Annotated in this window: 24 protein-coding genes and 1 pseudogene; 18 read left to right on the top strand and 7 right to left on the bottom strand. The window is 63.1% G+C overall.

The window, feature by feature from the left end:
• Position 1 precedes the first annotated feature (1 nt).
• The 6 genes and pseudogenes from NKJ91_RS23230 to NKJ91_RS23205 all read left to right on the top strand — a co-directional run bounded on the left by NKJ91_RS23230 (position 2) and on the right by NKJ91_RS23205 (position 4,975).
• The gene (locus NKJ91_RS23230; RefSeq protein WP_352457420.1) at positions 2-763 is read left to right on the top strand and encodes a TIGR04290 family methyltransferase; all 762 of its coding nucleotides are present in this window, start codon (positions 2-4) and stop codon (positions 761-763) included.
• A complete protein-coding gene (locus NKJ91_RS23225) occupies positions 756-1,688 on the top strand; it encodes a glycoside hydrolase 5 family protein (RefSeq protein WP_352457419.1) in 933 nt (310 codons plus the stop codon). Before NKJ91_RS23230 ends, NKJ91_RS23225 begins: the two co-directional genes overlap by 8 nt.
• A 20-nt stretch (positions 1,689-1,708) precedes the next feature.
• The gene (locus NKJ91_RS23220) at positions 1,709-2,773 is read left to right on the top strand and encodes a glycosyltransferase family 4 protein (protein ID WP_352457418.1); all 1,065 of its coding nucleotides are present in this window, start codon (positions 1,709-1,711) and stop codon (positions 2,771-2,773) included.
• A 7-nt stretch (positions 2,774-2,780) separates the two neighbouring features.
• Complete coding sequence (locus tag NKJ91_RS23215; RefSeq protein WP_352457417.1) at positions 2,781-3,770, top strand: GNAT family N-acetyltransferase; 990 nt, start codon at positions 2,781-2,783, stop codon at positions 3,768-3,770.
• Positions 3,767-4,564 (top strand): annotated as a pseudogene (locus tag NKJ91_RS23210) (class I SAM-dependent methyltransferase); the annotation flags it as partial. The gene NKJ91_RS23215 and the pseudogene NKJ91_RS23210, both read left to right, overlap by 4 nt.
• A 192-nt stretch (positions 4,565-4,756) precedes the next feature.
• Positions 4,757-4,975 carry a hypothetical protein gene (locus tag NKJ91_RS23205; RefSeq protein ID WP_023676213.1) on the top strand — a complete coding sequence of 73 codons (219 nt, stop codon included), beginning with the start codon at positions 4,757-4,759 and terminating at the stop codon, positions 4,973-4,975.
• Positions 4,976-5,163: 188 nt separating this feature from the next.
• On the opposite strand, the gene NKJ91_RS23200 is transcribed toward NKJ91_RS23205, so the two are convergent.
• Entirely contained in the window at positions 5,164-5,292 is a 129-nt protein-coding gene (locus NKJ91_RS23200) for a hypothetical protein (RefSeq protein WP_352457416.1), read from the bottom strand.
• A 50-nt stretch (positions 5,293-5,342) separates the two neighbouring features.
• Positions 5,343-5,906: a sigma-70 family RNA polymerase sigma factor gene (locus NKJ91_RS23195; RefSeq protein ID WP_023676143.1), complete on the bottom strand. Its 564-nt coding sequence runs from the start codon at positions 5,904-5,906 to the stop codon at positions 5,343-5,345.
• A gap of 303 nt (positions 5,907-6,209) precedes the next feature.
• Between NKJ91_RS23195 and NKJ91_RS23190 the strand changes: the two genes are divergently transcribed.
• The 3 genes from NKJ91_RS23190 (at position 6,210) to NKJ91_RS23180 (ending at position 7,202) form a co-directional block, all read left to right on the top strand.
• Positions 6,210-6,413, top strand: a complete 204-nt coding sequence (locus NKJ91_RS23190; RefSeq protein WP_023676144.1) for a hypothetical protein — start codon at positions 6,210-6,212, stop codon at positions 6,411-6,413.
• 125 nt (positions 6,414-6,538) lie between these two features.
• Positions 6,539-6,832 carry a DUF982 domain-containing protein gene (locus NKJ91_RS23185; RefSeq protein ID WP_023676145.1) on the top strand — a complete coding sequence of 98 codons (294 nt, stop codon included), beginning with the start codon at positions 6,539-6,541 and terminating at the stop codon, positions 6,830-6,832.
• 70 nt (positions 6,833-6,902) lie between these two features.
• Complete coding sequence (locus tag NKJ91_RS23180) at positions 6,903-7,202, top strand: DUF982 domain-containing protein (RefSeq protein ID WP_023676146.1); 300 nt, start codon at positions 6,903-6,905, stop codon at positions 7,200-7,202.
• A gap of 32 nt (positions 7,203-7,234) precedes the next feature.
• Here NKJ91_RS23180 and NKJ91_RS23175 read toward each other — a convergent pair whose 3' ends face one another.
• The 3 genes from NKJ91_RS23175 to NKJ91_RS23165 all read right to left on the bottom strand — a co-directional run bounded on the left by NKJ91_RS23175 (position 7,235) and on the right by NKJ91_RS23165 (position 8,995).
• Complete coding sequence (locus NKJ91_RS23175) at positions 7,235-7,729, bottom strand: hypothetical protein (protein WP_023676147.1); 495 nt, start codon at positions 7,727-7,729, stop codon at positions 7,235-7,237.
• An 82-nt stretch (positions 7,730-7,811) separates the two neighbouring features.
• Positions 7,812-8,102, bottom strand: coding sequence for a hypothetical protein (locus NKJ91_RS23170; RefSeq protein ID WP_156937320.1), 291 nt, complete (start codon positions 8,100-8,102; stop codon positions 7,812-7,814).
• Between the two features lie 62 nt (positions 8,103-8,164).
• Positions 8,165-8,995 carry an SIR2 family NAD-dependent protein deacylase gene (locus NKJ91_RS23165; protein WP_023676149.1) on the bottom strand — a complete coding sequence of 277 codons (831 nt, stop codon included), beginning with the start codon at positions 8,993-8,995 and terminating at the stop codon, positions 8,165-8,167.
• A 330-nt stretch (positions 8,996-9,325) separates the two neighbouring features.
• Between NKJ91_RS23165 and NKJ91_RS23160 the strand changes: the two genes are divergently transcribed.
• From NKJ91_RS23160 to NKJ91_RS23120, 9 genes are read left to right on the top strand one after another with little or no spacing between them, the layout of a single operon-like run.
• Positions 9,326-11,119 (top strand): methanol/ethanol family PQQ-dependent dehydrogenase, encoded by a 1,794-nt coding sequence (locus tag NKJ91_RS23160; RefSeq protein WP_352457442.1) that lies wholly within the window; start codon positions 9,326-9,328, stop codon positions 11,117-11,119.
• Complete coding sequence (locus NKJ91_RS23155) at positions 11,100-11,969, top strand: substrate-binding domain-containing protein (RefSeq protein WP_352457415.1); 870 nt, start codon at positions 11,100-11,102, stop codon at positions 11,967-11,969. Before NKJ91_RS23160 ends, NKJ91_RS23155 begins: the two co-directional genes overlap by 20 nt.
• Positions 11,966-12,499: a c-type cytochrome gene (locus tag NKJ91_RS23150; protein WP_352457414.1), complete on the top strand. Its 534-nt coding sequence runs from the start codon at positions 11,966-11,968 to the stop codon at positions 12,497-12,499. Before NKJ91_RS23155 ends, NKJ91_RS23150 begins: the two co-directional genes overlap by 4 nt.
• 38 nt (positions 12,500-12,537) lie before the next feature.
• A complete protein-coding gene (gene coxB / locus NKJ91_RS23145) occupies positions 12,538-13,512 on the top strand; it encodes a cytochrome c oxidase subunit II (protein WP_352457441.1) in 975 nt (324 codons plus the stop codon).
• A complete protein-coding gene (gene ctaD / locus NKJ91_RS23140) occupies positions 13,509-15,485 on the top strand; it encodes a cytochrome c oxidase subunit I (RefSeq protein ID WP_352457413.1) in 1,977 nt (658 codons plus the stop codon). Before coxB ends, ctaD begins: the two co-directional genes overlap by 4 nt.
• Entirely contained in the window at positions 15,482-16,087 is a 606-nt protein-coding gene (locus tag NKJ91_RS23135; protein ID WP_352457412.1) for a cytochrome c oxidase subunit 3, read from the top strand. Before ctaD ends, NKJ91_RS23135 begins: the two co-directional genes overlap by 4 nt.
• Before the next feature lies 1 nt (position 16,088).
• On the top strand, positions 16,089-16,430 hold the full coding sequence (locus NKJ91_RS23130; RefSeq protein ID WP_352457440.1) for a hypothetical protein: 342 nt from the start codon (positions 16,089-16,091) through the stop codon (positions 16,428-16,430).
• Positions 16,427-17,311: a cytochrome c oxidase assembly protein gene (locus NKJ91_RS23125; protein ID WP_352457411.1), complete on the top strand. Its 885-nt coding sequence runs from the start codon at positions 16,427-16,429 to the stop codon at positions 17,309-17,311. Before NKJ91_RS23130 ends, NKJ91_RS23125 begins: the two co-directional genes overlap by 4 nt.
• Positions 17,292-17,861, top strand: coding sequence for a c-type cytochrome (locus tag NKJ91_RS23120; protein WP_352457410.1), 570 nt, complete (start codon positions 17,292-17,294; stop codon positions 17,859-17,861). Before NKJ91_RS23125 ends, NKJ91_RS23120 begins: the two co-directional genes overlap by 20 nt.
• A gap of 39 nt (positions 17,862-17,900) precedes the next feature.
• On the opposite strand, the gene NKJ91_RS23115 is transcribed toward NKJ91_RS23120, so the two are convergent.
• Both NKJ91_RS23115 and NKJ91_RS23110 read right to left on the bottom strand, forming a co-directional pair.
• Complete coding sequence (locus tag NKJ91_RS23115; RefSeq protein ID WP_023676159.1) at positions 17,901-18,374, bottom strand: DUF2269 family protein; 474 nt, start codon at positions 18,372-18,374, stop codon at positions 17,901-17,903.
• Entirely contained in the window at positions 18,374-19,660 is a 1,287-nt protein-coding gene (locus NKJ91_RS23110) for an SDR family oxidoreductase (protein ID WP_352457409.1), read from the bottom strand. Before NKJ91_RS23110 ends, NKJ91_RS23115 begins: the two co-directional genes overlap by 1 nt.
• Positions 19,661-19,676: the final 16 nt, after the last annotated feature.

Below are 19,676 nucleotides of genomic sequence, written 5' to 3'. Positions count from 1 at the left end.
CATGCTGCATTCCGATGCCGAAATCCGCCGCCGTATCGATGCGCTCGGCCCATGGTTCCACAACATGGAACTGGCCGGCATCGAAACCGCTCCCGACCATTTCCTTGGCAACTATCCGCTGATCAAATGGCGCAAATTCGCCGACGCGATTCCCGCCGATCTTTCCGGCAAGGCGGTGCTCGACATAGGCTGCAATGCGGGTTTCTATTCGATCGAGATGAAACGCCGCGGCGCCGGCCGCGTGCTTGGCATCGATTTCGATGAGGCTTACTTGGCGCAGGCGCGCTTTGCCGCTGAGGTAGCAGACTGCGACATCGAATTCCGGCAGCTCTCGGTCTACGACGTTGGCGCCCTGCATGAGCGGTTCGACATCGTGCTGTTCATGGGCGTGCTCTACCATTTGCGCCATCCCTTGCTCGCACTCGATCTGATCCGTGAGCACGTCGCCCGGGACCTGATGATCTTCCAGTCGATGCAGCGCGGCAGCACCAACGTGCCGGCGCTCGAGCAGAATTATCATTTCTGGACCCACGACCTGTTCGACCGGCCGGAGTTCCCAAAGCTGCATTTCATCGAGCATCGCTATGCCGACGACCCGACCAACTGGTGGATTCCCAATCGCGCCTGCACCGAAGCCATGCTGCGCAGCGCCGGCTTCGAGATCGTCCTGCAACCGGAGCAGGAGGTCTATTTCTGCCGCACCGCCGGCGTGCCAGCCGGTGGCGGCGTCGTCTACCCGTCGAAAGGACCGATAAATGATTGAAGCCGCGATGATTTGGAACGAGCCCAACAACAAATCCCACTGGGATCCCGAGCTCGACCCCGACTGGAGCCGCTTCGCCAACATGGCAATCCTGGCCGCCGACGCGATCGCGTCGGAGAATCCGGCCTTGACCAAGGTCCTTGGCGGCATCTCGCCGATCGATGCCGGTTTCATGACACGGATGAAGGAGTTCGACGTGCTCGATCATGTCGATGCTGTCGCCGTGCACGGTTTCCCGCTCGACTGGAACCTCTGGCAGATCCACGAATGGCCGCAGAAGATCGGGGAGATTTCGGCTGTCACCGATCTTCCGGTATGGGTCAGCGAGGTCGGCGTGTCGACCTTCGGCGCCGAGGAGGTACAGGTCTGGGGCCTGCGCCGGACCGCGGAATTGCTGATCGGCAACGCACCGCGCATCCAATGGTACAGCCTCTACGACCTGCCGCGCGAGTGGGAAGCGACGACGCGCCATCGCGAGGCGGAAGGCTCTTCCTACTACCGCCATTTCTACATGGGCCTGCTGCGCCAGGACGGCACGCCAAAGCCCGCGCTCGAGGAATTCCTGCACCACGCGCCGGCAATGGGACTGGTGCAGTGGTTCCATTTCGAAGATCACCGGCTGGATGACGCCGTCGCCTGGATGAAACGGCTCGGCGTCACCAATCTGCGCACCGGGCTTTCCTGGGCCGACAGCTTCAGGCCCAACGCACTTGACTGGTTTGACCGGCAGATGGAGGCGTTGGCCGACTTCGACGTGACGGTCACCTTCTGCTTCACGCCGGAACACCGCGGAATGATGCCGCACCACGCCAGCCCGCCGCTGGTGCCCGAGGAATTCGCCGAGTTCTGCGCGGCAATGACGCGCCGCTATGCCGGCAGCATCGCCGCTCCTTCGATCGGCAGGCTGCGCGCCTCCGCAGCGTGAGGAGCTTCGGCTCTCCAGCCATGACGCTCACCGTCCTCAACGTCGCCTATCCCCTCGCCCCGGTCGGGCCGGATGCGGTCGGCGGCGCCGAGCAGGTGCTGTCGATGCTCGACCAGGCGCTCGTACAGGCCGGACACCGCTCGATCGTGATCGGCTGCCAGGGCTCGAGCGCTGCGGGTGTCCTCATCGAGACGCCGACCGAACCGGGCGTGCTCGATGAAGCGGCGAAGCGCCGGGCACAGCGTGCTCATCGCGCCGCAATTGCTACCGCACGCGCTCGCTGGCCAATCGACGTGGTCCATTTGCACGGTATCGATTTCGATGCCTATCTGCCGGGCGACGGGCCGACATTGGTGACCCTGCATTTGCCGCTCGACTGGTATCCGGCCGACGCTCTCAATCCGGCGCGGGAGGATCTGTGGCTGCATGCGGTATCGGCGGCTCAGCAAAGAACCGCGCCGCCGGGAGCCAGGCTGATTGGGCCGATTCCCAACGGAGTGGACGTCGACGCGCTGAGCGAGCCGCAGGCCAAACACGACTTTGCGCTCGTGCTCAGCCGCGTCTGCCCGGAAAAGGGCATCCATCTGGCGCTGGACGCAGCCAAGAAGGCCAGCGTGCCGCTGGTCATCGGTGGCAAGGTCTACCCCTATGAAACGCACACAGCGTATTTTCGCGGCGAGGTCGAACCCCGGCTGGACGACCGGCGCCGCTTCCTTGGTCCGCTCGGCTTTGTCGCCAAGCGGCGCCTGCTGAATACAGCCCGCTGCCTAGTCATTCCGAGCCTTGCCGCGGAAACCAGTTCGCTCGTCGCCATGGAGGCGCTCGCCTGCGGCACCCCCGTGGTGGCCTTCCCGAATGGCGCACTGCCGGATGTGGTCGAGCACGGCAAGACCGGGTATCTGGTCGGGGATGTCGACGAGATGGCCGAAGCCATCGCTGCCGCACCCAGCCTGGACCCCGAGACCTGCCGAGCCGAGGCGCGGCGGCGCTTTTCACTCGACCGCATGGTTTCCTCCTACATGGACGCCTATCGGGCGCTGGCACGGCTCGGCACAGACAGCGGGCAGCTCGCGACGGCAAAGTGAGCGCGACATGCTCCGCAGTGAGATCATCGACGATCCGGCGGACCTCGAAGCCCTCGAGCCGCACTGGTGGGAACTCTGGTCGCGCAGTCCCTCGGCGACGCCGTTCCAGTCTCCCGCATGGTTGCTGCCATGGTGGCGGACATTTGCTCCCGGCGAGCTAGCGACGGTCGCCATCTGGCGTGGCGACGATCTGGTCGGCCTGGCGCCACTCTATCTGGAACGCCACGACGCCGGCGCGCGATTGCTTCCGCTCGGCATTTCGTTGAGCGACTATCTGGATGTCCTTTGTCTTCCCGAGATCGCCGAACCGGTCGGCGCAGTCATCGGTGGCGCCGTTCTTTCCGTCGGCTGGTCACAGTGGATCTTGCAGGACCTGCCTCCCGGCGGCGCCGGCCTTGCCATCAGGCATGCCGCGCTCGAATCATGCCAAGCCGTCGGTCACGCCGCTTGCCCGGTGCTCGCCCTCGCCGGCGACCAGACGCTTCAAGGCTGTGTTCCGGCGCGGCGGAGGCGCCAATTGCGCCGCGCCCACAGGGCCGCGTCGAGACGCGGCAGTGTCTCCATCGAACCCGCTTTGTCCGATCCGCAGACATTCCTCGACCACCTGATCCGCCTTCACCGCGCGCGCTGGGCCGGACACGGCGACGGCGTGCTGTCCGATTCCCGCGTGGAAGCATTCCACCGTCAGGCGCTGCCGCAAATGGCCGCCCAAGCGCTTGCCCGATGCTGGCTTATCACGATCGGTAACGCGATCGTGGGCGCCTATTACGGGTTCCATCATCGTGGCCGCGCTTGCGCTTATCTCGGTGGCTTCGATCCGGCCTATGCCGAGGAAAGTCCCGGCGCGCTGCTCATCGGCCAAGCGATAAGGCAGGCGATCTGCGAAGGCGCGGAAGAGTTCGATTTTCTGCGCGGACAAGAGGCCTACAAGTACAGCTGGGGCGCCGTAGACCGGTGGACGATGCGCAAGATCTGGACGCGGAGCAAAGGGCGATGAGCGCGACCCAGCCGGAATCTCGGCGGTCGACATCAGCAAGGCGGGTGCTGGAGGAGTGCATGGCAGACGGTGCCGGCGTCGAAGCCGTCATCGCAAGGCTGGCTCTCCGTTTCGAGACAGGAATCGATGCTGCAGAATTGGCGAAGATTGCGCAAAACACGCACTCGGCTGACCCGCGAAACACGGCAAAACTGCAACGGATTGCGGACCTGCTTCGGCGCAGGCCCGAGATCTTCGCCACGCTGCGCAAAACAGGTGGTGCCGTTCGGCACGAGCGTGGCGAGGACGAGACCGACGATGCGGTCGTCAAGCGGCTGGCGGCCGGGTTTGACGCGGCGGCGGCGATCTCCCCGGCGGCGAGCGTCCAGCTGTCATCGCTGGGCAATGAGGAAAAGCTCTCTGCCGCTACGGCTGAGATCGTTGCATGGCTGGAGAGGCGAGGCTTTACCGGCACTGACCGCGACATACTGGATATCGGATGTGGTATCGGTCGGTTCGAACAGGCGCTATCCGCTCTGTCGCACCGGATCGTCGGCAGCGATATATCCCCAGCGATGATCTCGATCGCCCGCCGGCGATGCGCCGGGCTCGGCAATGTAGAATTCCGCCCTACGAGCGGTTTCGATCTTGCCGATTTTTGCGATGCCAGCTTCGACCGCGTGCTGGCCGTCGACAGCTTTCCCTATCTGGTGCTGGCCGGCCTTGCGGAGCGACATTTCGTGGAAATCGCGCGCGTGCTGAAGAGACCGGGCATGGCCGTGCTTTTGAATTATTCATATCGCGGATCGCCGGCGCTGGATCGCGCCGATGTTCATAACTTCGCCAACGCAAATGGCATGCAAGTCCTCGTCGACGGCGAAAAGCCGTTCCGGCACTGGGACGGCGATGCCTTCCTGCTTACGATTTCCGGCGGAACATTGCGGCCCAACGATGGTTCGGATGCCGAACGGGAAAAGCCGCTATTCGACAGTATGAAGGAGGACAAGATGGCGTCCGGCAGCAAGAAGCACATCGGTCGCGGCAGTCACGGCAAAGGCGCTGGCGCTGGCGCGATGACCGATCTTCCCAAGGACAAGATCGGAGAGAACGCCGTTCTGTCCAACAGAGACAAGAAGCAGCACACCAAGGAGCGTGGGCTCGACGGCAATCGGGTCAAGTCCGAGCAGTACCAGGATCATTCAGCGGATCGGCGGCCTGAAGACTGATCGTTGCGGCAGCATGTGGCTTGCAGCCGGTGAGCAATTGAAAGGCGGCGAGAGCCCAACCGCTGACGAAGCTGTGCAAGGACCGATGCCGGTCGCATGGACGCCCTGCAAATTCTTGCAAACTCGCACTGTTGCCACCAGAGTGAGGTGAAGGAACCAACATTTGCCAAGAGAACGCGATGTCTCGCTCAAGGGAAGATTCCGGCAGCAGGCGTGCCGATCTGACGATAGATCGGGAAATCGCTTCCTTGCTTGCGGCCATCGAGCAGGAAAGGGTTCCTGACAGGCTGACCAAACTTGCGATCGAGTTGCAGCATGCGCTTGTCGAAAGGCGCTTGCGCGAGACCAGCAACTAACGTGACGTGTATTAGCGGCGCCTCTCGGCTTCGAAGTCCAGTTGTCCTTCGGACAGATAGCTGCGCCTTTCCATCAGGGTTTGCGAGGAACTTTCGCCAAGGTATTCCAGCACGCCGGCGCGTGCCCTGTTGAGCCGGCTCTTCACGGTTCCCACCGCGCAACCGCATATTTCGGCCGTTTCCTCATAGCTGATGCCCAGAACGCCTATCAACATCAGAACCTCGCGCTGGTGCTCAGGAAGACTCTGGATGGCCTGGTGGACCTCCTTGCCCTGTACGGACCATTCCTGCGTCGCTTCCGAGATCGGCCGCAGCGAAGCGCAGTCGAGCAGGCCGGGCGCTTCCCTCACCGCGGCCCTGACACGCGTGTAGTAGGTGTTGCGCATGATCGTGAAGAGCCATGACTTCATGCGCGTTCCAGCTTCGAACTTGTCAATGTTGGCCAAGCCCTTGGTCAGCGTCTCTTGGACCAGGTCGTCGGCATCATCGGGAGTGCGGCAGAAGGTGCGGGCGAAAGCCCTCAAAGCGGGTATGAGGTCGACGATGGAAACTTCTTCGGTTTCGCGAGTCGCCAAGGCGTAGGCTGTAGGTGGCAATGGTCCAGCTCCCGTCCAGAATGAGTTCGTGAGCGCAGACCAGTTAAATGCATTGGGCGAAAGATCGTTCCGGCTGGCGAAAATCACCCGGATCGGGAACCGGAGCGGCTTGGCTGGGCAACCCAGCCGGCGGTGATATTTTTGACGGAACAACCACCGGTATCGCGGAGTTGGAATCCAGGCCGTCCGAAAATCCGGGGCGCCGTGTCGAAACGCGATTTTCGCAGCGAGCCTGGGCCGCCACCTCAAGGACAGTCCGCCACCTCAAAACAGGAGGAACCCATGACAGGAAACAAGCACGCCAAAGGCAAAACGCCGGCCGATAGCGACCTTGCCAACGATCCCGGCATCGGCAGTTCCAAGGGCACGATCAAGGAGGGCGACCGGCTCGATCAGGGCGACAACACGTTCGAAGGCGATGTCGAGAACGACACCACGCCTCAAGGCGGTATCAATCCACGGCAAAAGATGCGGACCAACAAATGACGCCAGCATCGGCCGGCGCACGATCGAACAAACCCGCTGCAACCCGTGCAGCAATCCCGCGTTAAAGAGCATGGGCCTCGCGTCCGCCCAGCGTTGATGCGACAGGCTCTTTCGCGGAGACACAGATGACAAAAAAATCGTTTGGCCGCCCCGTTCCAATTCTCGTCGGCCTTGGTTTCCCTCGCCATGTCGAAAATATCTGGCAGGCCTATGACGTCTTGAACGAATGGCCGAGTCGCGGCCCGGCGCACAAGGCGGCGTTCGACGCCTGTCGCGCCGGGCTGGCTGACGAGGTCGATGCCGAGACCGTGCGCGCGGCGTTCGAAGCATTCGCCCGCAAGGCGGGCATTCTGGCGCACGATGTCGCCGCCGAAATACCAGCAGGCACCAATCCCACTGCGGTTCGCGACGTCGGCTAAAATGCCCAGCAGGCCATGTGACCTGCTGAGGCTAATTTATATCAAGGGTGGTTAAATCGGGAGGACCGCCATGCTGGAGATAAAGTTCGATGCTCCGGTTTGCATCTACTTCGGCAAGCCGGGACGATCGCGAATGGTCAGCTCCGTTTTCGAGGCTTCTTACTGCCTCAAAAGCGAGAAATGGCCTGCCCGCAATGCCCCGTTGTCGCTGATGGCGGGAGATGCATTGGATGGCGCCCAGATCGGCCAGATTACGGCAGCGGAAGCCCGCGAAGCATTTATCGACGCGGCTTTGGAAGCGAAGATTCTTGTCGAAGGCGAGCCGCATGACACACATGCCCGGACGGCCTTCATGCCGGACGGCGGGTGAACCGGCAGGCTGCTTCCCCGCAGAGCCGTTTATCACGAATGGCTGGCTTCCTCGGCCTTTTTCTCCCGCTGCTGCCTGAGGACCTCGTCGGTTCCGACCAGCTTCTTCGATCCGCCGGGGATCGCGGTGGAAACAACAGCCGGCGGGTCGCTTGCGGGGAAAGAATCCTCCAGACCCGCCTGCAGCTGGTCTTCCAGCGTCTGCGGCTCTTCCGAGCGGCCAGGGGTCCTTCGGGTGTCTACATTCTCCAGCGGCTGTGTCATGTCCGGTGAAGACCTGACTTCTCGAATCCAGCCATAGAGCTGTTCGATGGCAAATTCCTTCATTGTGTCGAAATCGGCCTTTTCGTCACGCGATGCCTCGATTTGGTCAACCATGGTCTTCTCGAACCGTTCGAGGCTCTCGCTTCCACACGCTCGGCAGAGACGCACCAGCGCCTCGCGCAGTATGAGCGGCGCAAAGTGCGCTGTCGCCTCGAGCCTGAGCTGCTGCAAACGCTCCGGGGTAGCGGCTTGGAACTTCGACATGCTCGACCTCTTCGCCTAGTGGAGCATGTCAACGAAAATTGTCGGCGGATGTTCCATCGGCGGCCGCTGCATCGCTCGATCCTCAGCGGTGCGCTCCACCACCGACTGCCATGCGGATACCGAGACAGACGACGAAGCAGCTGTGCCGGATGACCGTCCGGCCGCCCGCTATGTAGAACCCATGCGGCCACTTCGGCCCGGGTTCGCCAGATGCCTTGGTGCCATCGTTGGACCTGCCGGCATTTCGCATCATCTTGAGTGCTTCGTCCCTGGTCAGGCCGCACCTGCGGGCAAAACAATCGATCTCATAGGCCAACTCGGCCGACAGGTCGTGTTTGGCATGCATTTTTCGCTGGTGTTTGCGTGCGCCCATTCAGGCTCGGTCCCGGATCAGCCGGTTCCCAGCGCCTGGCCAATCAGTTTCCGCAAGTTTTCTCACGCGCCGTCTGGCCGGCCCACCCTGTCCTTGAGTTCGTTCAGGAATGCGAGCAGCGCGTCCTCAGGATCGTCGGCCGCTTCGGTCAGCATATCGATGCCCCAGCGGCCGAGGACAGCCTCCTGGACGATGCTCGGCTGGGACATGAAGATGAAGGATTTCGGGCGGTTCTTCTCATAGCCGGAGCGGCGCCAGGTCTGCCAAAGCCGGTGCAGCAGCAGACGGATGTTCATGTCGGACATGCTGTAGCCGATGAACAGGATGGTGCGCCCGAGCGCGTCAGCGCGAAACTTCACGTCGAGCGGCGAATCGAACGAAAGCCGCTCAAAATAATCGGTCTCCGCCAGAACCAGCGATTTGTCGTCGTCGAAATCGCCGTGGAATTTTATGATCTGCGTCACCTCGCCGGTGGCCTTTGGCAAGTCCTTTGCATTGGCGACTTTGACAAAGGGCCGGCTATGGATCTCGAAGGCAACCTCGAGATTGCGATCATAATTGGTGGTGTAGATGATCGGAAAATCGAGCGATACGATGAGCTTGTGGATTGCCGACCGCTGCACTTCTTCGCGCGATACGCTCCATTCGCGATCCATCCAGCTGCGCAAAGGGCCGAGGCTCCCCTGCTTCAGCCGGTAGTATTCGGCAAGGGCCTGATAGCTGGCCTCCGGTGCGCCGATCATGTCCTCGTGAAGGCCGAGTTCGCTTTGCATGTGCTCGATGAGCTTTTGCCAGGACGGCAAGCCGACGCTCATCGACACCCCGGCTCCAACGAACAAGATAGCTCGTCGCTCTTTCACCGATTGAGCCAGTTGCTCGACTGCAGACAGCATTCGACACAACTGCGATAGGCGCCGCTCCGTTCCAGCCGAGCCCGGACCGCCGCCGGAATAGATTTACTTCCGACGTGAGTGCGAACACTCGGATCGGCTGTTCCGAGCGCCCGGCCGCCGACTTTGGCCAACCGAACCCGACATTTATTTCGTTGCATTGGCACTTCTGCGCCGCTCACGCGTTGGAGAGTGTTCAACAAACACGGCGCAGCTGCAGCTAATGGAGCTCTGCGCCAACGTCGGCAAACTCGACAGCCAATGAGGCAAGCGCGACTGGTGGCGGCGAAAAATAGGGTGCCTGGCAAAAGGGGAAAGAGGCCATTGGCTGCGATGCTGGGATGGACGCTGCTGGCAAGCTTCGCGCTGACTACCGCGGCGGTTGCTCAGTCAACGTCAAGCTTTGCGATAAATCCGCCTGCCGCAGCTGCTCCGCCCGACGACGGCCAATGGGCGATGCCGGCAAAGAACTACGCCTCGACTCGCTACAGCGAACTTGCGGAGATCACCGAAGACAACGTCAAAAACCTGCAGGTGGCCTTCACCTTCTCGACCGGCGTCAACAAGGGTCAGGAGGCTGCGCCCCTGGTGGTCGGCAACACGATGTACATCGTGACACCGTTTCCCAACATTCTCTACGCGCTTGACCTTACCAAGCCCGGCGCGCCGATGAAGTGGAAGTTCGAGCCCAATCCCGAGCCTGCGGCGCAGGGCGTTGCCTGTTGCGACGTGGTCAACCGCGGTGCAGCCTTCTTCGAAGGGCGCATCTATTACAACACGCTCGATGGCCACACGATCGCCGTCGATGCGGCCACCGGCAAACCGGTCTGGAACACCCACATCGGCAACATCAACATCGGCGAGACCATCACCATGGCGCCGCTGGTGGTGAAGGGCAAAGTGCTGGTCGGCAATTCCGGCGGCGAAATGGGCGTACGCGGCTGGATCAAGGCGCTCGACGCCGGCGACGGGCACGTCGTCTGGACGGCCTACAATACCGGACCGGACGCCGAGGTGCTGATCGGCCCCGATTTCAAGCCGCATTACGACATGGACAAGGGCAAGGATCTCGGCGTGACGTCGTGGCCGCCCGACGCCTGGAAGATCGGCGGCGGCAATGTGTGGGGCTGGATCTCCTATGACCCGGACCTAAACCTGATCTTCCATGGCACCGGAAATCCCGGTCCGTGGAATCCGGATCTGCGGCCTGGCGACAACAAATGGACCGCCGGAATCTTTGCCCGCGATCCCGACACCGGCGCAGCCAAATGGTTCTATCAATGGACCCCGCACGATTTGCACGACTACGACGGCATCAACGAACAGGTGCTGCTCGACATGACCTGGCAGGGCAAGCCCCGCAAGGTGCTGGTCCGACCGGAACGCAACGGCTACGTCTATTTGTTGGACCGCACTACGGGCGAAGTACTGTCGGCAGTGCCGTTCGGGCCTGTCAATTCCAGCAAGGGCGTCGACCTGAAGACCGGCCGGCTGATTGTAAATCCGGACAAGAAGACCGGCACCGGCAAGGTCGTCCGCGACATCTGTCCCACCGCATCGGGCCTCAAGGACTGGCAACCTTCGGCGTTCTCGCCCAAGACCGGCCTGCTCTACATCCCGCATAATAACATGTGCATGGACGAAGAAGGCGTCGAGGTGAATTACATCGCCGGCACGCCCTATGTCGGCATGAACGTGCGCATGATTCCCGGGCCGGGCGGCAATCGCGGTGCATTTACTGCCTGGGATGTCGCCGCCGCCAAGCCGGCGTGGAGCCTGAAGGAGAACTTTCCGGTGTGGAGCGGCGCCGTCGCCACCGCCGGCAATGTCGTGTTCTATGGCACGATGGAAGGCTGGTTCAAGGCGGTCAGCGCCAGGACCGGCGAACCGCTTTGGCAGTTCAAGACGTCGTCCGGCATCATCGGCCAGCCGATCACCTATCGCGGCCCGGACGGGCACCAATATGTCGCGATTCTTTCGGGCGTCGGCGGCTGGGCCGGTGCGATCGTATCCGGCGATCTCGATCCGCGCGACGCCACCGCCGCGCTCGGCTTCGTCAACGTCATGAAGGATCTGAAGGATGTAACCACGCCGGGAGGTGCGCTGTATGTGTTCCGGCTCCCTTGAGACGACCGGCCGAGTTGCGCGCGCACGGAGAAAATCTTCCCGGCGGTTTGGCGCCGCGGTCGGCGCACTGGCGCTCTCGCTCGTCGCCGCCGTTGCCGATGCGCGCGAATTGAGGATCTGCGCCGATCCCAACAACATGCCGTTCTCCAATGCCGCCAGGCAGGGCTTTGAAAACAAGATCGCCGAACTCGTCGCGACGGAGCTTGGCGCAACGGTTTCCTACACATGGTGGGCACAGCGCCGTGGCTTCGTCCGCAACACGCTGAAGGCCGGCCTGTGCGATCTTGTGCCCGGCACGCCCGCCAATCTCGAGATGCTGCGCACCACCGCGCCCTACTACCGGTCTTCCTATGTCTTCGTGACACGCAGGGATGCGCCGGAAATCGCGTCCTTCAACGATCCTCGCCTGCTCGATCTGCACATCGGCGTCCAGCTGATCGGCGACGACGGCGCCAACTCGCCACCCGTCCTGGCGCTTGGCCGTCGTGGCATCGTCGGCCATCTCATCGGTTTCCCCGTCTATGGGGACTATTCGGCGCCGAACCCGCCAGCACGCATCATTGAGGCGGTCACGAATGGCGACATCGATATGGCCGTCGTCTGGGGACCGTTGGCCGGCTACTTTGCATCCAGGCAGAAGGTGGCGCTGCGGATCACGCCGGTTTCGCCGCGCATCGACGGTCCGCTGCTGCCGATGATCTACGACATCTCGATGGGTGTGCGCCACGACGACGATGCGCTGCGCAGCGAAGTAGACGCAGCGCTCGCCAAGCACCGCGCCGAGATCGATGCAATCCTGGCGGAATATGGCGTGCCTCGCCTCGACGTCGCCGGGGCGGCAGTGCGATGAACCGCTGCCTTCCATGCTTGCTGTCGGCGATGCTCGTCCTTGCCGCTTGCCAGCGTGAGGAACGCGAAACGCGTCCACAGTCGGCGCTCGGCTCGGGCGATCAACCGGCAGCCGTGACGGCCCTCGAGCCGGGCGGCCAACGGCCGACCTCGTCCGACAACAAGGCCGGCGTGTTCGAGGCCAATGCCTTCCACCTCAGCGAGGGCAAGCGTCTGTTCAATTGGTTCAATTGTTCCGGCTGCCATGCCAATGGCGGCGGCGGCATGGGCCCGGCCCTCATGGACCAGAAGTGGCTCTATGGCAGCTCGATCGAAAGCATCCACGCCACGATCAGGGACGGCCGGCCAAACGGCATGCCGAGCTTCCGCGACACGATCCCGGATGACCAGATATGGGAACTTGCTGCCTTCGTCCGAGCACTGAGCGGCAACGCACCGTCCTCCGCCGCGCCGGGCCGCGACGACGACATGATGCCCCATCCGTCCGAAAATCGCCTGCCGGATGCCACGACTCTGGGGAAGTCGCCGTGAACCGCCTTGTTTGCAGCGTGTGCTGCGGCGCAGCCTGCATGCTGCTCCTTGCAGGGTGCAGCGGCTGGCAATCCGCGCTCGACCCAAAGGGCCCGGCCGCGGGCGAGCTCGCATGGCTGATCTGGTTCTTCACAGCACTGTGCACGGTGGTCTGGCTCCTGGTGATGGCCGTGCTGATCGTGCCATTGGCCCGGCGCCCGGCGCCGCTCGGCGACCCGCTTGTCCTCGACGCTGCCGCCGAGCGCAGCAAGATGCGAATTGTCGTCGCCGCACTCGCCGCTACCGCCCTGATCCTGGTCGGCCTGACGCTGCTGAGCTACTTCGCTAACCGGACGCTCGCCGCCATCGGCTCGGATGCGGCGCTGACGATCCGGGTGACCGGGCATCAATGGTGGTGGGAGGTGCGCTACGAAAACGATCAGCCGAACCGCATCCTGACGACCGCCAATGAAATCCACATCCCGGCGGGCGAGCCGGTGCGGCTTGTGGTGACCTCGACCGACGTTATCCATTCCTTCTGGGTGCCGAACCTCTCGGGCAAGCTGGACGTCATTCCAGGCCACGAGAACGTTCTCGATCTGAAGGCGGACAAGCCCGGCGTCTATCGCGGGCAGTGCGCCGAGTTCTGCGGCGCGCAGCATGCCAATATGAGCACCTTCATCATCGCCGAACCTCGGCCCGTCTTCGATGCCTGGCTGAACGATCAGCTGCGGCCGGCGGCCGCCCCCGTGTCGGCCGAGGCCAAAACCGGCCACGACCTGTTCCTCAAACGGCCATGCGTGATGTGCCACAAGATCGGCGGCACCATCGCCGGCGGCACGGTCGCCCCAAACCTCACCCATATCGCAAGCCGGCAAACGCTCGCTGCCGGCACGCTGACAATGAGCCGCGGCAATCTCGCAGCCTGGATAGCCAATCCGCAGGGGATCAAGCCAGGCGCCCACATGCCCGTGGTGCGACTGGACGGGGACGAACTGAATGCGATCGTCGCCTATCTCGAGGGCCTGAAATGAGCAGCGCCGACGTGGCCCGTGAGCGTCGGCTCGCCGGCGAGCGAGCAGCGGCCGGCAAAGGAGACCTGGCCCCCGAGCGCGACGGTCCTCGCGACACCGGCCTCGACGACTCCAGCCTCGATGGCTGGCTGGCGCGGACATGGCAGACGGCACCGGGCATCATCGGTGCGCTCTCGAGCGTCGACCACAAGATTGTCGCGCGGCGCTACCTGATCACCGCTTTCGCCTTCCTGTGCCTCGGTGGCCTCAGCGCCGTTGCCATGCGCATCCAACTGTCGGGGCCGGAGCGCGGGCTGATCGGGCCGGACCGCTACAACCAGCTGTTCACCATGCATGGCGTGACCATGATGTTCCTGTTTGCGGTGCCGATCGTTCAGGCGACCGGCATCTACCTCGTGCCGCTGATGGTCGGCACCCGCAACATCGCCTTTCCGCGCCTCAATGCATTCAGCTTCTGGATTTATCTCTCCGGTGGCCTCTTCGCCTGGGTGTCGTTTGCACTCGACATGGCGCCCGACGTCGGCTGGTTCTCCTACGTGCCGCTGTCCGGTCCTGAATTCGGGCCAGGCAAGCGTTCCGACGTGTGGGCGCAGATGATCACCTATACCGAAGTGTCATCGTTGGCGGTCGCGGTTGCCACCATCGTCACCGTGCTGAAGCAGCGTGCGCCGGGCATGTCGCTGGACAAGATTCCGCTCTATGTCTGGGCGATGCTCGTCACCTCCTTCGTCATCGTGTTCGCCATGCCGGCGGTCATGATCACGTCGACGTTCCTGATCCTCGACCGGCTGGTCGGCACCCATATCTTCAATCCCGCCGAGGGCGGCGACGTATTGCTATTCCAGCACCTGTTCTGGTTCTTCGGCCACCCCGAAGTCTACATCATATTCCTGCCGGCTACCGGCATGGTGTCCTCGATCATCGCCGCTTTCGCCCGGCGTCCGGTATTCGGCTATCTGGGTATGGTACTGGCCTTGATCGCAGTCGGCTTTCTGTCGTTCGGCCTGTGGGTTCACCACATGTTCGCAACCGGTCTGCCCAAGCTCGGCGCGAGCTTCTTCACCGCCTCGAGCATGCTGATCGCCATCCCGAACGGGCTGCAGATCTTCTGCTGGCTGGCGACATTGTGGGACGGACGCCCGATAATCAGAACGCCGCTGCTGTTCGTGTTCGGCTTCTTCTTCACGTTCGTCGCGGGCGGCCTGACTGGGGTGATGCTGGCGTCGGTGCCATTGGACCTGCAAGTGCACGACACCTATTTCGTGGTCGCGCATTTCCATTACGTGCTGGTCGGCGGGTCGGTGTTCCCGCTGCTCGGCGCGACCTATTTCTGGTTCCCCAAGATCACCGGCCGGATGATGAGCGAACGTCTCGGACGCTGGCACTTCTGGCTTGCCTTCCTAGGCTTCAATGCGGCGTTCTTTCCGATGCACATTGTCGGCCTGTGGGGCATGCCGCGGCGGGTCTACACCTATCCGGTGGAACTCGGCTGGGGCAACATCAACCTGTTCATCACAGCCGGCGCGGTCATCCTGTTCCTAAGCTTCGTTCTGTTCACTATAAACCTGGTGTACAGCGCCTCGAGGGGCGCCCCGGCCGGGGACAATCCCTGGAATGCCGGCACGCTGGAATGGGCGACGAGCTCTCCACCGCCGAGCTATAATTTCGCTCGAATCCCGGTGGTTACCCACGCCGAGCCGCTCTGGGCCGAACGTGACACGCTGCCTGTCGCGACCGGGCTTCGCGTCGACGCGCGCGAACTTGTCATTTCGACCGTGGCAGAGGCGCATCCAGATGTGCGCGAGAAGTCGGCGACGCCGTCGATCTGGCCATTGTTCGCCGCGCTCGCCGTCGGCGCCACCTTTCTCTATTCGATCTTCAGCCCGTGGGCGGTGGTCTGGGGAGCCGGGCCGATCGCCATCACTTTGATCGGTTGGTTCTGGCCGAAAGGCGATCCGGAGGATGAGGGATGAAACAGCGTCCTGCCGCCGATCTTTCCAAACTCCCGACCTTCGGGATCGGACCGCGCAGCCCGACCTGGTGGGGCACTCTCGCCTTCATGGCGCTGGAGGGCACCGGCTTCGCGCTCGCCGCAGGCACCTATCTTTACCTCGCCTATCTGTCGCCCAAATGGCCATTGGGCGTGCCGCCGCCCAACCATTGGCCGGGCACCATCGTCACGCTGTTGCTGCTCGCCAGCGTGGTGCCCAATCACATACTGAACCGCTACGCCGAAGCCTGTGCCATGGTGCCCGTGCGCATCGGCCTGATCGTCATGTCGCTGCTCGGTATCGCACCGCTTGTCGTGCGGTGGTTCGAATTTCCGGCCCTCAACATTTATTGGGATACCAATGCGTACGGCTCGATGCTGTGGGTCCTGCTCGGCCTTCACACAACGCACCTGATTACCGACGTCGGCGACACGCTGGTGCTGACGGTCCTGATGTTCACGCGCCATGGCTACAGCGGCCGGCGTTTCGGGGACGTTGGCGACAACGTCTTCTACTGGGATTTCGTGGTCGCGACCTGGATCCCGATCTATCTGTTGATCTACTGGATGCCGAGGCTTGACTGAGATGCGTGCGCTTCGCTTGGGCACATCATGGGGCGGGCTGTTGTCCGGGCCTTTGGCCTGGGCGGTGTCGACGCAGCTGAATTATGCGTTCGTGGAGTGGCAGTGCGCCCACGGTATTCCCGTCATACCGGTCATTGCGCTGGTGCTGACAGTGCTGGCCTTGCTCGGCGGCGTGCTTTCGTGGCGGGCGCGACAGCAAGGCGGCGCCGCCTTCAAACCGGATCGTACGCGCGGCACCGAGCATTTCGTCGCCAATATCGGCATTCTCAGCGCGGTGCTGTTTGCGCTGGTAATCGTCATGCAAGGCGCGGCTTCGCTCATTGTTGACGGCTGCCTACGATGAGCTTCGACGCGCTCTTCTCGACCTCGATCTGCTACGGTGCCGGCGCCCCGCAGGCCGGCTGGACGCTGGCGTTGCCGATCACGCTGCCGCTAACCATGATCGCACTGCTTTACGCGGCAGGCGCCTTTCGGCTGTGGCGGCGGAGTGCCCGCAGCCGCCCGTTGCGGTTGCGGCAAGCCCTGCTGTTTGCGACCGGCTGGGCCATTTTGGCGGCAGCACTGGTCAGTCCGCTCCACGCATTCGGTGAGCGCGTTTTCACCGCCCACATGATCGAGCACGAGCTGTTGATGGCGGTGGCGGCACCCCTGCTGGTCGCCTCCCGTCCGGCGGCGGCGATGATGTGGGCATTGCCGACCAAGCTGCGGCTGGCATTTGGCGCAGCCGGGCAGGCGAAGGTGCTTCGAACCGTTCGGGCCGCCGCCAGCCGCCCTCTAGCCGCGACCTTCCTGCACGGCGTCGCGATATGGGCGTGGCACGTTCCGGCGCTGTTCGAGGCGGCGCTTGCACAGGGTGTCCTGCATTATGCGCAACATGCCAGCTTCTTCGGTGCGGGGCTGCTGTTCTGGTGGGTGCTGCTGCCGCGTTCAGGCCGCGAACAAGCCTACGGCAGCGCAGTCATGCACCTCTTTTTCACCTCGCTGCACACCGGCCTGCTCGGGGTGCTGCTGCTGGTCTCGCCAAGGCTGTGGTACCCGGTAAACGCAGCCGGCGCGGAATTGTGGAGCCTTAGCCCGCTCGAGGACCAGCAACTCGCCGGCTTGGTGATGTGGGTTCCGGCCGGGCTGATTTATGGCGGAGCCGCGTTGCTGCTGGCCGGTCTGTGGATTCGCTCAAGTGGACAGAGAAGATGGGAGGCGTCGCATGCGCTCCAGGCTGTCTAAGCTGGTCATTGGTGCCGGGACGGCGATTGCCGTGCTGGCCGCAGCTTGGGCGGCGCTGACGTTGTGGCCGGAGCGCCTCGTCAGGGTCGCGCATAAGACGGACAATGCCCCTAGCAGCATCGGCGTGCGCGCAACATCGCGCTTCACTCCGTCCGGACCCATCCTCGGCGCCGCGGCAATTGTCGTGCTTGTTGCAGCCCTGGCCGGGATCGCGTTGTACTTCGAGCAAAGCCGTCGAGTGGAGCAGAAGGCCGACAATGCAACCGGCGGTGTTGGCGCCCGCGCCATACCAATCATCATGGCCAATGGCTGTGCCGGATGCCACACGATCACCGGCGTGCCCGGCGCGCAGGGACTGGTCGGTCCACGCCTCGACGCCAGCTTGGCCACCCGGGTCTATATCGGCGGCGTATTGTCCAACAATCCGCGAAACATGGTCCGTTGGATACGCGCCGCAAGAGAGATCAATCCGCACACGGCAATGCCTTCGACCAGAATTTCCGAGCAGGAGGCGCGGGATATCGCGGCCTATCTCTATTCGCTGAAATGAAAGTCATCGCTCATCCCGGCAGCTGCACGCGGCCTGTCTTCACCAGTCGATCGCAGGCCGAGTGATCATCAGCCAGAAAATCCCGAGTACCGCAGCGAAGGCGGGGAAGCCGAAGGCGAACCACAGCCAGAAGAGCCGATGATAGCGCGGCGGCAACGGCGCGCCTGCAGCGGCGGCTTGCGATGCCAGCTTGCGCATCTGCATTTGCATCCAGACGACCGGGAGCCAGAACATTCCGGTGAAGATATAGAGCGCGATCGAAAGTACGATCCAGCCCTCCGACAGCGAGTAGCCTGCCTGCCAGGCGAGCGCGGCTCCGGTCAAAGGCTGCGCGACCACGGCCGTCGCGGTGAAAAGGAAGTCGGCGACGACGACGATACGCGCCACTGCCGCAACCGTCGCGGCATTGCCGGTCCTGTGGGCGAGCAGCATGAAGAAAGCGATACCGGCGCCGGTACCAAGCAGCACGGATGCGCCGATGACATGCAGAAATTTCAGCAGGAAATAGAGCATCAACGCTCCTCCAGCACTGCCAAGGCCACAAAGTGCAGCACCAGGATCGGCAACACCTTGAGCAACGGCCCAAGCGGGTCGTTCCACAGATCGGGGCTCAGGAAGCTTCCGACGACCAAGTAGAAGAGCGAGAGCGCGATGCCGCCATAGACGCCTTTTCGCGTCGCTGGCCGCCAGGCTAGGAGCGCGCCGACGGCGATGTCGGCAAGAGCGCCGGCGATCACGATCGGTGCCGACAAGATGCCGGCCCCCGTGCCTTGCATCAGATCGACCCCGCTGCCGTAGCCGGTTGTCAGCGACACAATCCCCGTCACGATCCAGAAGAAGGGCAGGACGACGAAGATCGCAGGCTTGATGAAATACAGCCGGGCAAACCATTTTTCCTGCACCGTTGCCGGATTGAGCGCGAGGAAGCCCGCCAGGGTTTGCGGGCGTATGCCGGTCGCGGCGGTCCAGTCCGAGGGATCTCCAACCGCTCCTCGGGCGATCTCTCTGGCCGCGTTGGTGCGCATCGGTGGACGCCAGCCGAACATCGCGGCAAGGTCGCCGAGGCGGTAGAGAAGCCTTGCAACAGCCGCCGGCAAGACAAACCTGGCTGCAGGAGCCCAGCCGAGCCATCGGCGATAGCTGCCGACGACCTCGTCCATGCTCAGCTGTTCGGGACCGACAAGTTCCAACACGACGCGAGACGGACTGTCGGAATCGAGCAGGAAGACGACTGTTGAGACCACATCGTCGAGTAGTACCACCTGGAGCCGGCCGGTGCCGGGCATGGACGGCAGCACCGGCAGCGAGGCGAGACCCCTAAACAATGCGCTGGCCCCAAACACCGGCCGGCCGAGCACCACGGACGGGCGCAGGATCACCCAATCCAGATCAAGCGCCATAAGCGCTTGGTCGCCGACCAGTTTCGTCGCCGAGAATGCCGAAGGCTGCGCCCGATCGACGCCTATCGCCGAGAAGTGGATTACCCGGGCAACCCCCGCCCGCGCACAGGCGAGGAAGAGTGCTGCCGCCGCGTCGCGATGGACTTCGCGCGTCTTTTCGCGAAGGCTGTCCTGCAGGACGCCGGCACAATTCACGACGGCGTCGACACCCCTGAGATGCGGTAGCCAGTCTTCGGGCTGCAGCGCCGCCGCCATGTCCAGCACCAGCAATTGATAATTGCCGGCCCGGTTTGCGCCGGGGCTGCGGACCAATCCGATCACCTCATGCCTTTCGGAAAGAAGGCGCGCCACGACGGAGGCACCGATCAGGCCGGTGGCGCCGGTAACCAGGACTTTCACTGGACCCCATTCTCCG

The organism is Mesorhizobium sp. M0040, from assembly GCF_040323505.1.
Lineage (GTDB): Bacteria > Pseudomonadota > Alphaproteobacteria > Rhizobiales > Rhizobiaceae > Mesorhizobium.
This window is presented reverse-complemented; position numbering and strand designations above follow the sequence as displayed.

Excerpts from the sequence above, each read along its gene's own strand:
- NKJ91_RS23225 (WP_352457419.1), top strand. The coding sequence starts at position 756 with ATGATTGAAGCCGCGATGATTTGGAACGAGCCCAACAACAAATCCCAC.
- NKJ91_RS23130 (WP_352457440.1), top strand. The coding sequence starts at position 16,089 with ATGCGTGCGCTTCGCTTGGGCACATCATGGGGCGGGCTGTTGTCCGGG.
- NKJ91_RS23185 (WP_023676145.1), top strand. The coding sequence starts at position 6,539 with ATGACAAAAAAATCGTTTGGCCGCCCCGTTCCAATTCTCGTCGGCCTT.
- NKJ91_RS23180 (WP_023676146.1), top strand. The coding sequence starts at position 6,903 with ATGCTGGAGATAAAGTTCGATGCTCCGGTTTGCATCTACTTCGGCAAG.
- NKJ91_RS23165 (WP_023676149.1), bottom strand. The coding sequence starts at position 8,995 with ATGCTGTCTGCAGTCGAGCAACTGGCTCAATCGGTGAAAGAGCGACGA.
- NKJ91_RS23170 (WP_156937320.1), bottom strand. The coding sequence starts at position 8,102 with ATGGGCGCACGCAAACACCAGCGAAAAATGCATGCCAAACACGACCTG.
- NKJ91_RS23150 (WP_352457414.1), top strand. The coding sequence starts at position 11,966 with ATGAACCGCTGCCTTCCATGCTTGCTGTCGGCGATGCTCGTCCTTGCC.
- NKJ91_RS23230 (WP_352457420.1), top strand. The coding sequence starts at position 2 with ATGCTGCATTCCGATGCCGAAATCCGCCGCCGTATCGATGCGCTCGGC.
- ctaD (WP_352457413.1), top strand. The coding sequence starts at position 13,509 with ATGAGCAGCGCCGACGTGGCCCGTGAGCGTCGGCTCGCCGGCGAGCGA.
- NKJ91_RS23215 (WP_352457417.1), top strand. The coding sequence starts at position 2,781 with ATGCTCCGCAGTGAGATCATCGACGATCCGGCGGACCTCGAAGCCCTC.
- NKJ91_RS23115 (WP_023676159.1), bottom strand. The coding sequence starts at position 18,374 with ATGCTCTATTTCCTGCTGAAATTTCTGCATGTCATCGGCGCATCCGTG.
- NKJ91_RS23125 (WP_352457411.1), top strand. The coding sequence starts at position 16,427 with ATGAGCTTCGACGCGCTCTTCTCGACCTCGATCTGCTACGGTGCCGGC.
- NKJ91_RS23220 (WP_352457418.1), top strand. The coding sequence starts at position 1,709 with ATGACGCTCACCGTCCTCAACGTCGCCTATCCCCTCGCCCCGGTCGGG.
- NKJ91_RS23135 (WP_352457412.1), top strand. The coding sequence starts at position 15,482 with ATGAAACAGCGTCCTGCCGCCGATCTTTCCAAACTCCCGACCTTCGGG.
- NKJ91_RS23120 (WP_352457410.1), top strand. The coding sequence starts at position 17,292 with ATGCGCTCCAGGCTGTCTAAGCTGGTCATTGGTGCCGGGACGGCGATT.
- NKJ91_RS23160 (WP_352457442.1), top strand. The coding sequence starts at position 9,326 with ATGCTGGGATGGACGCTGCTGGCAAGCTTCGCGCTGACTACCGCGGCG.
- NKJ91_RS23190 (WP_023676144.1), top strand. The coding sequence starts at position 6,210 with ATGACAGGAAACAAGCACGCCAAAGGCAAAACGCCGGCCGATAGCGAC.
- NKJ91_RS23205 (WP_023676213.1), top strand. The coding sequence starts at position 4,757 with ATGGCGTCCGGCAGCAAGAAGCACATCGGTCGCGGCAGTCACGGCAAA.
- NKJ91_RS23200 (WP_352457416.1), bottom strand. The coding sequence starts at position 5,292 with ATGCTGCAACTCGATCGCAAGTTTGGTCAGCCTGTCAGGAACCCTTTC.
- coxB (WP_352457441.1), top strand. The coding sequence starts at position 12,538 with ATGCTGCTCCTTGCAGGGTGCAGCGGCTGGCAATCCGCGCTCGACCCA.
- NKJ91_RS23175 (WP_023676147.1), bottom strand. The coding sequence starts at position 7,729 with ATGTCGAAGTTCCAAGCCGCTACCCCGGAGCGTTTGCAGCAGCTCAGG.
- NKJ91_RS23155 (WP_352457415.1), top strand. The coding sequence starts at position 11,100 with ATGTGTTCCGGCTCCCTTGAGACGACCGGCCGAGTTGCGCGCGCACGG.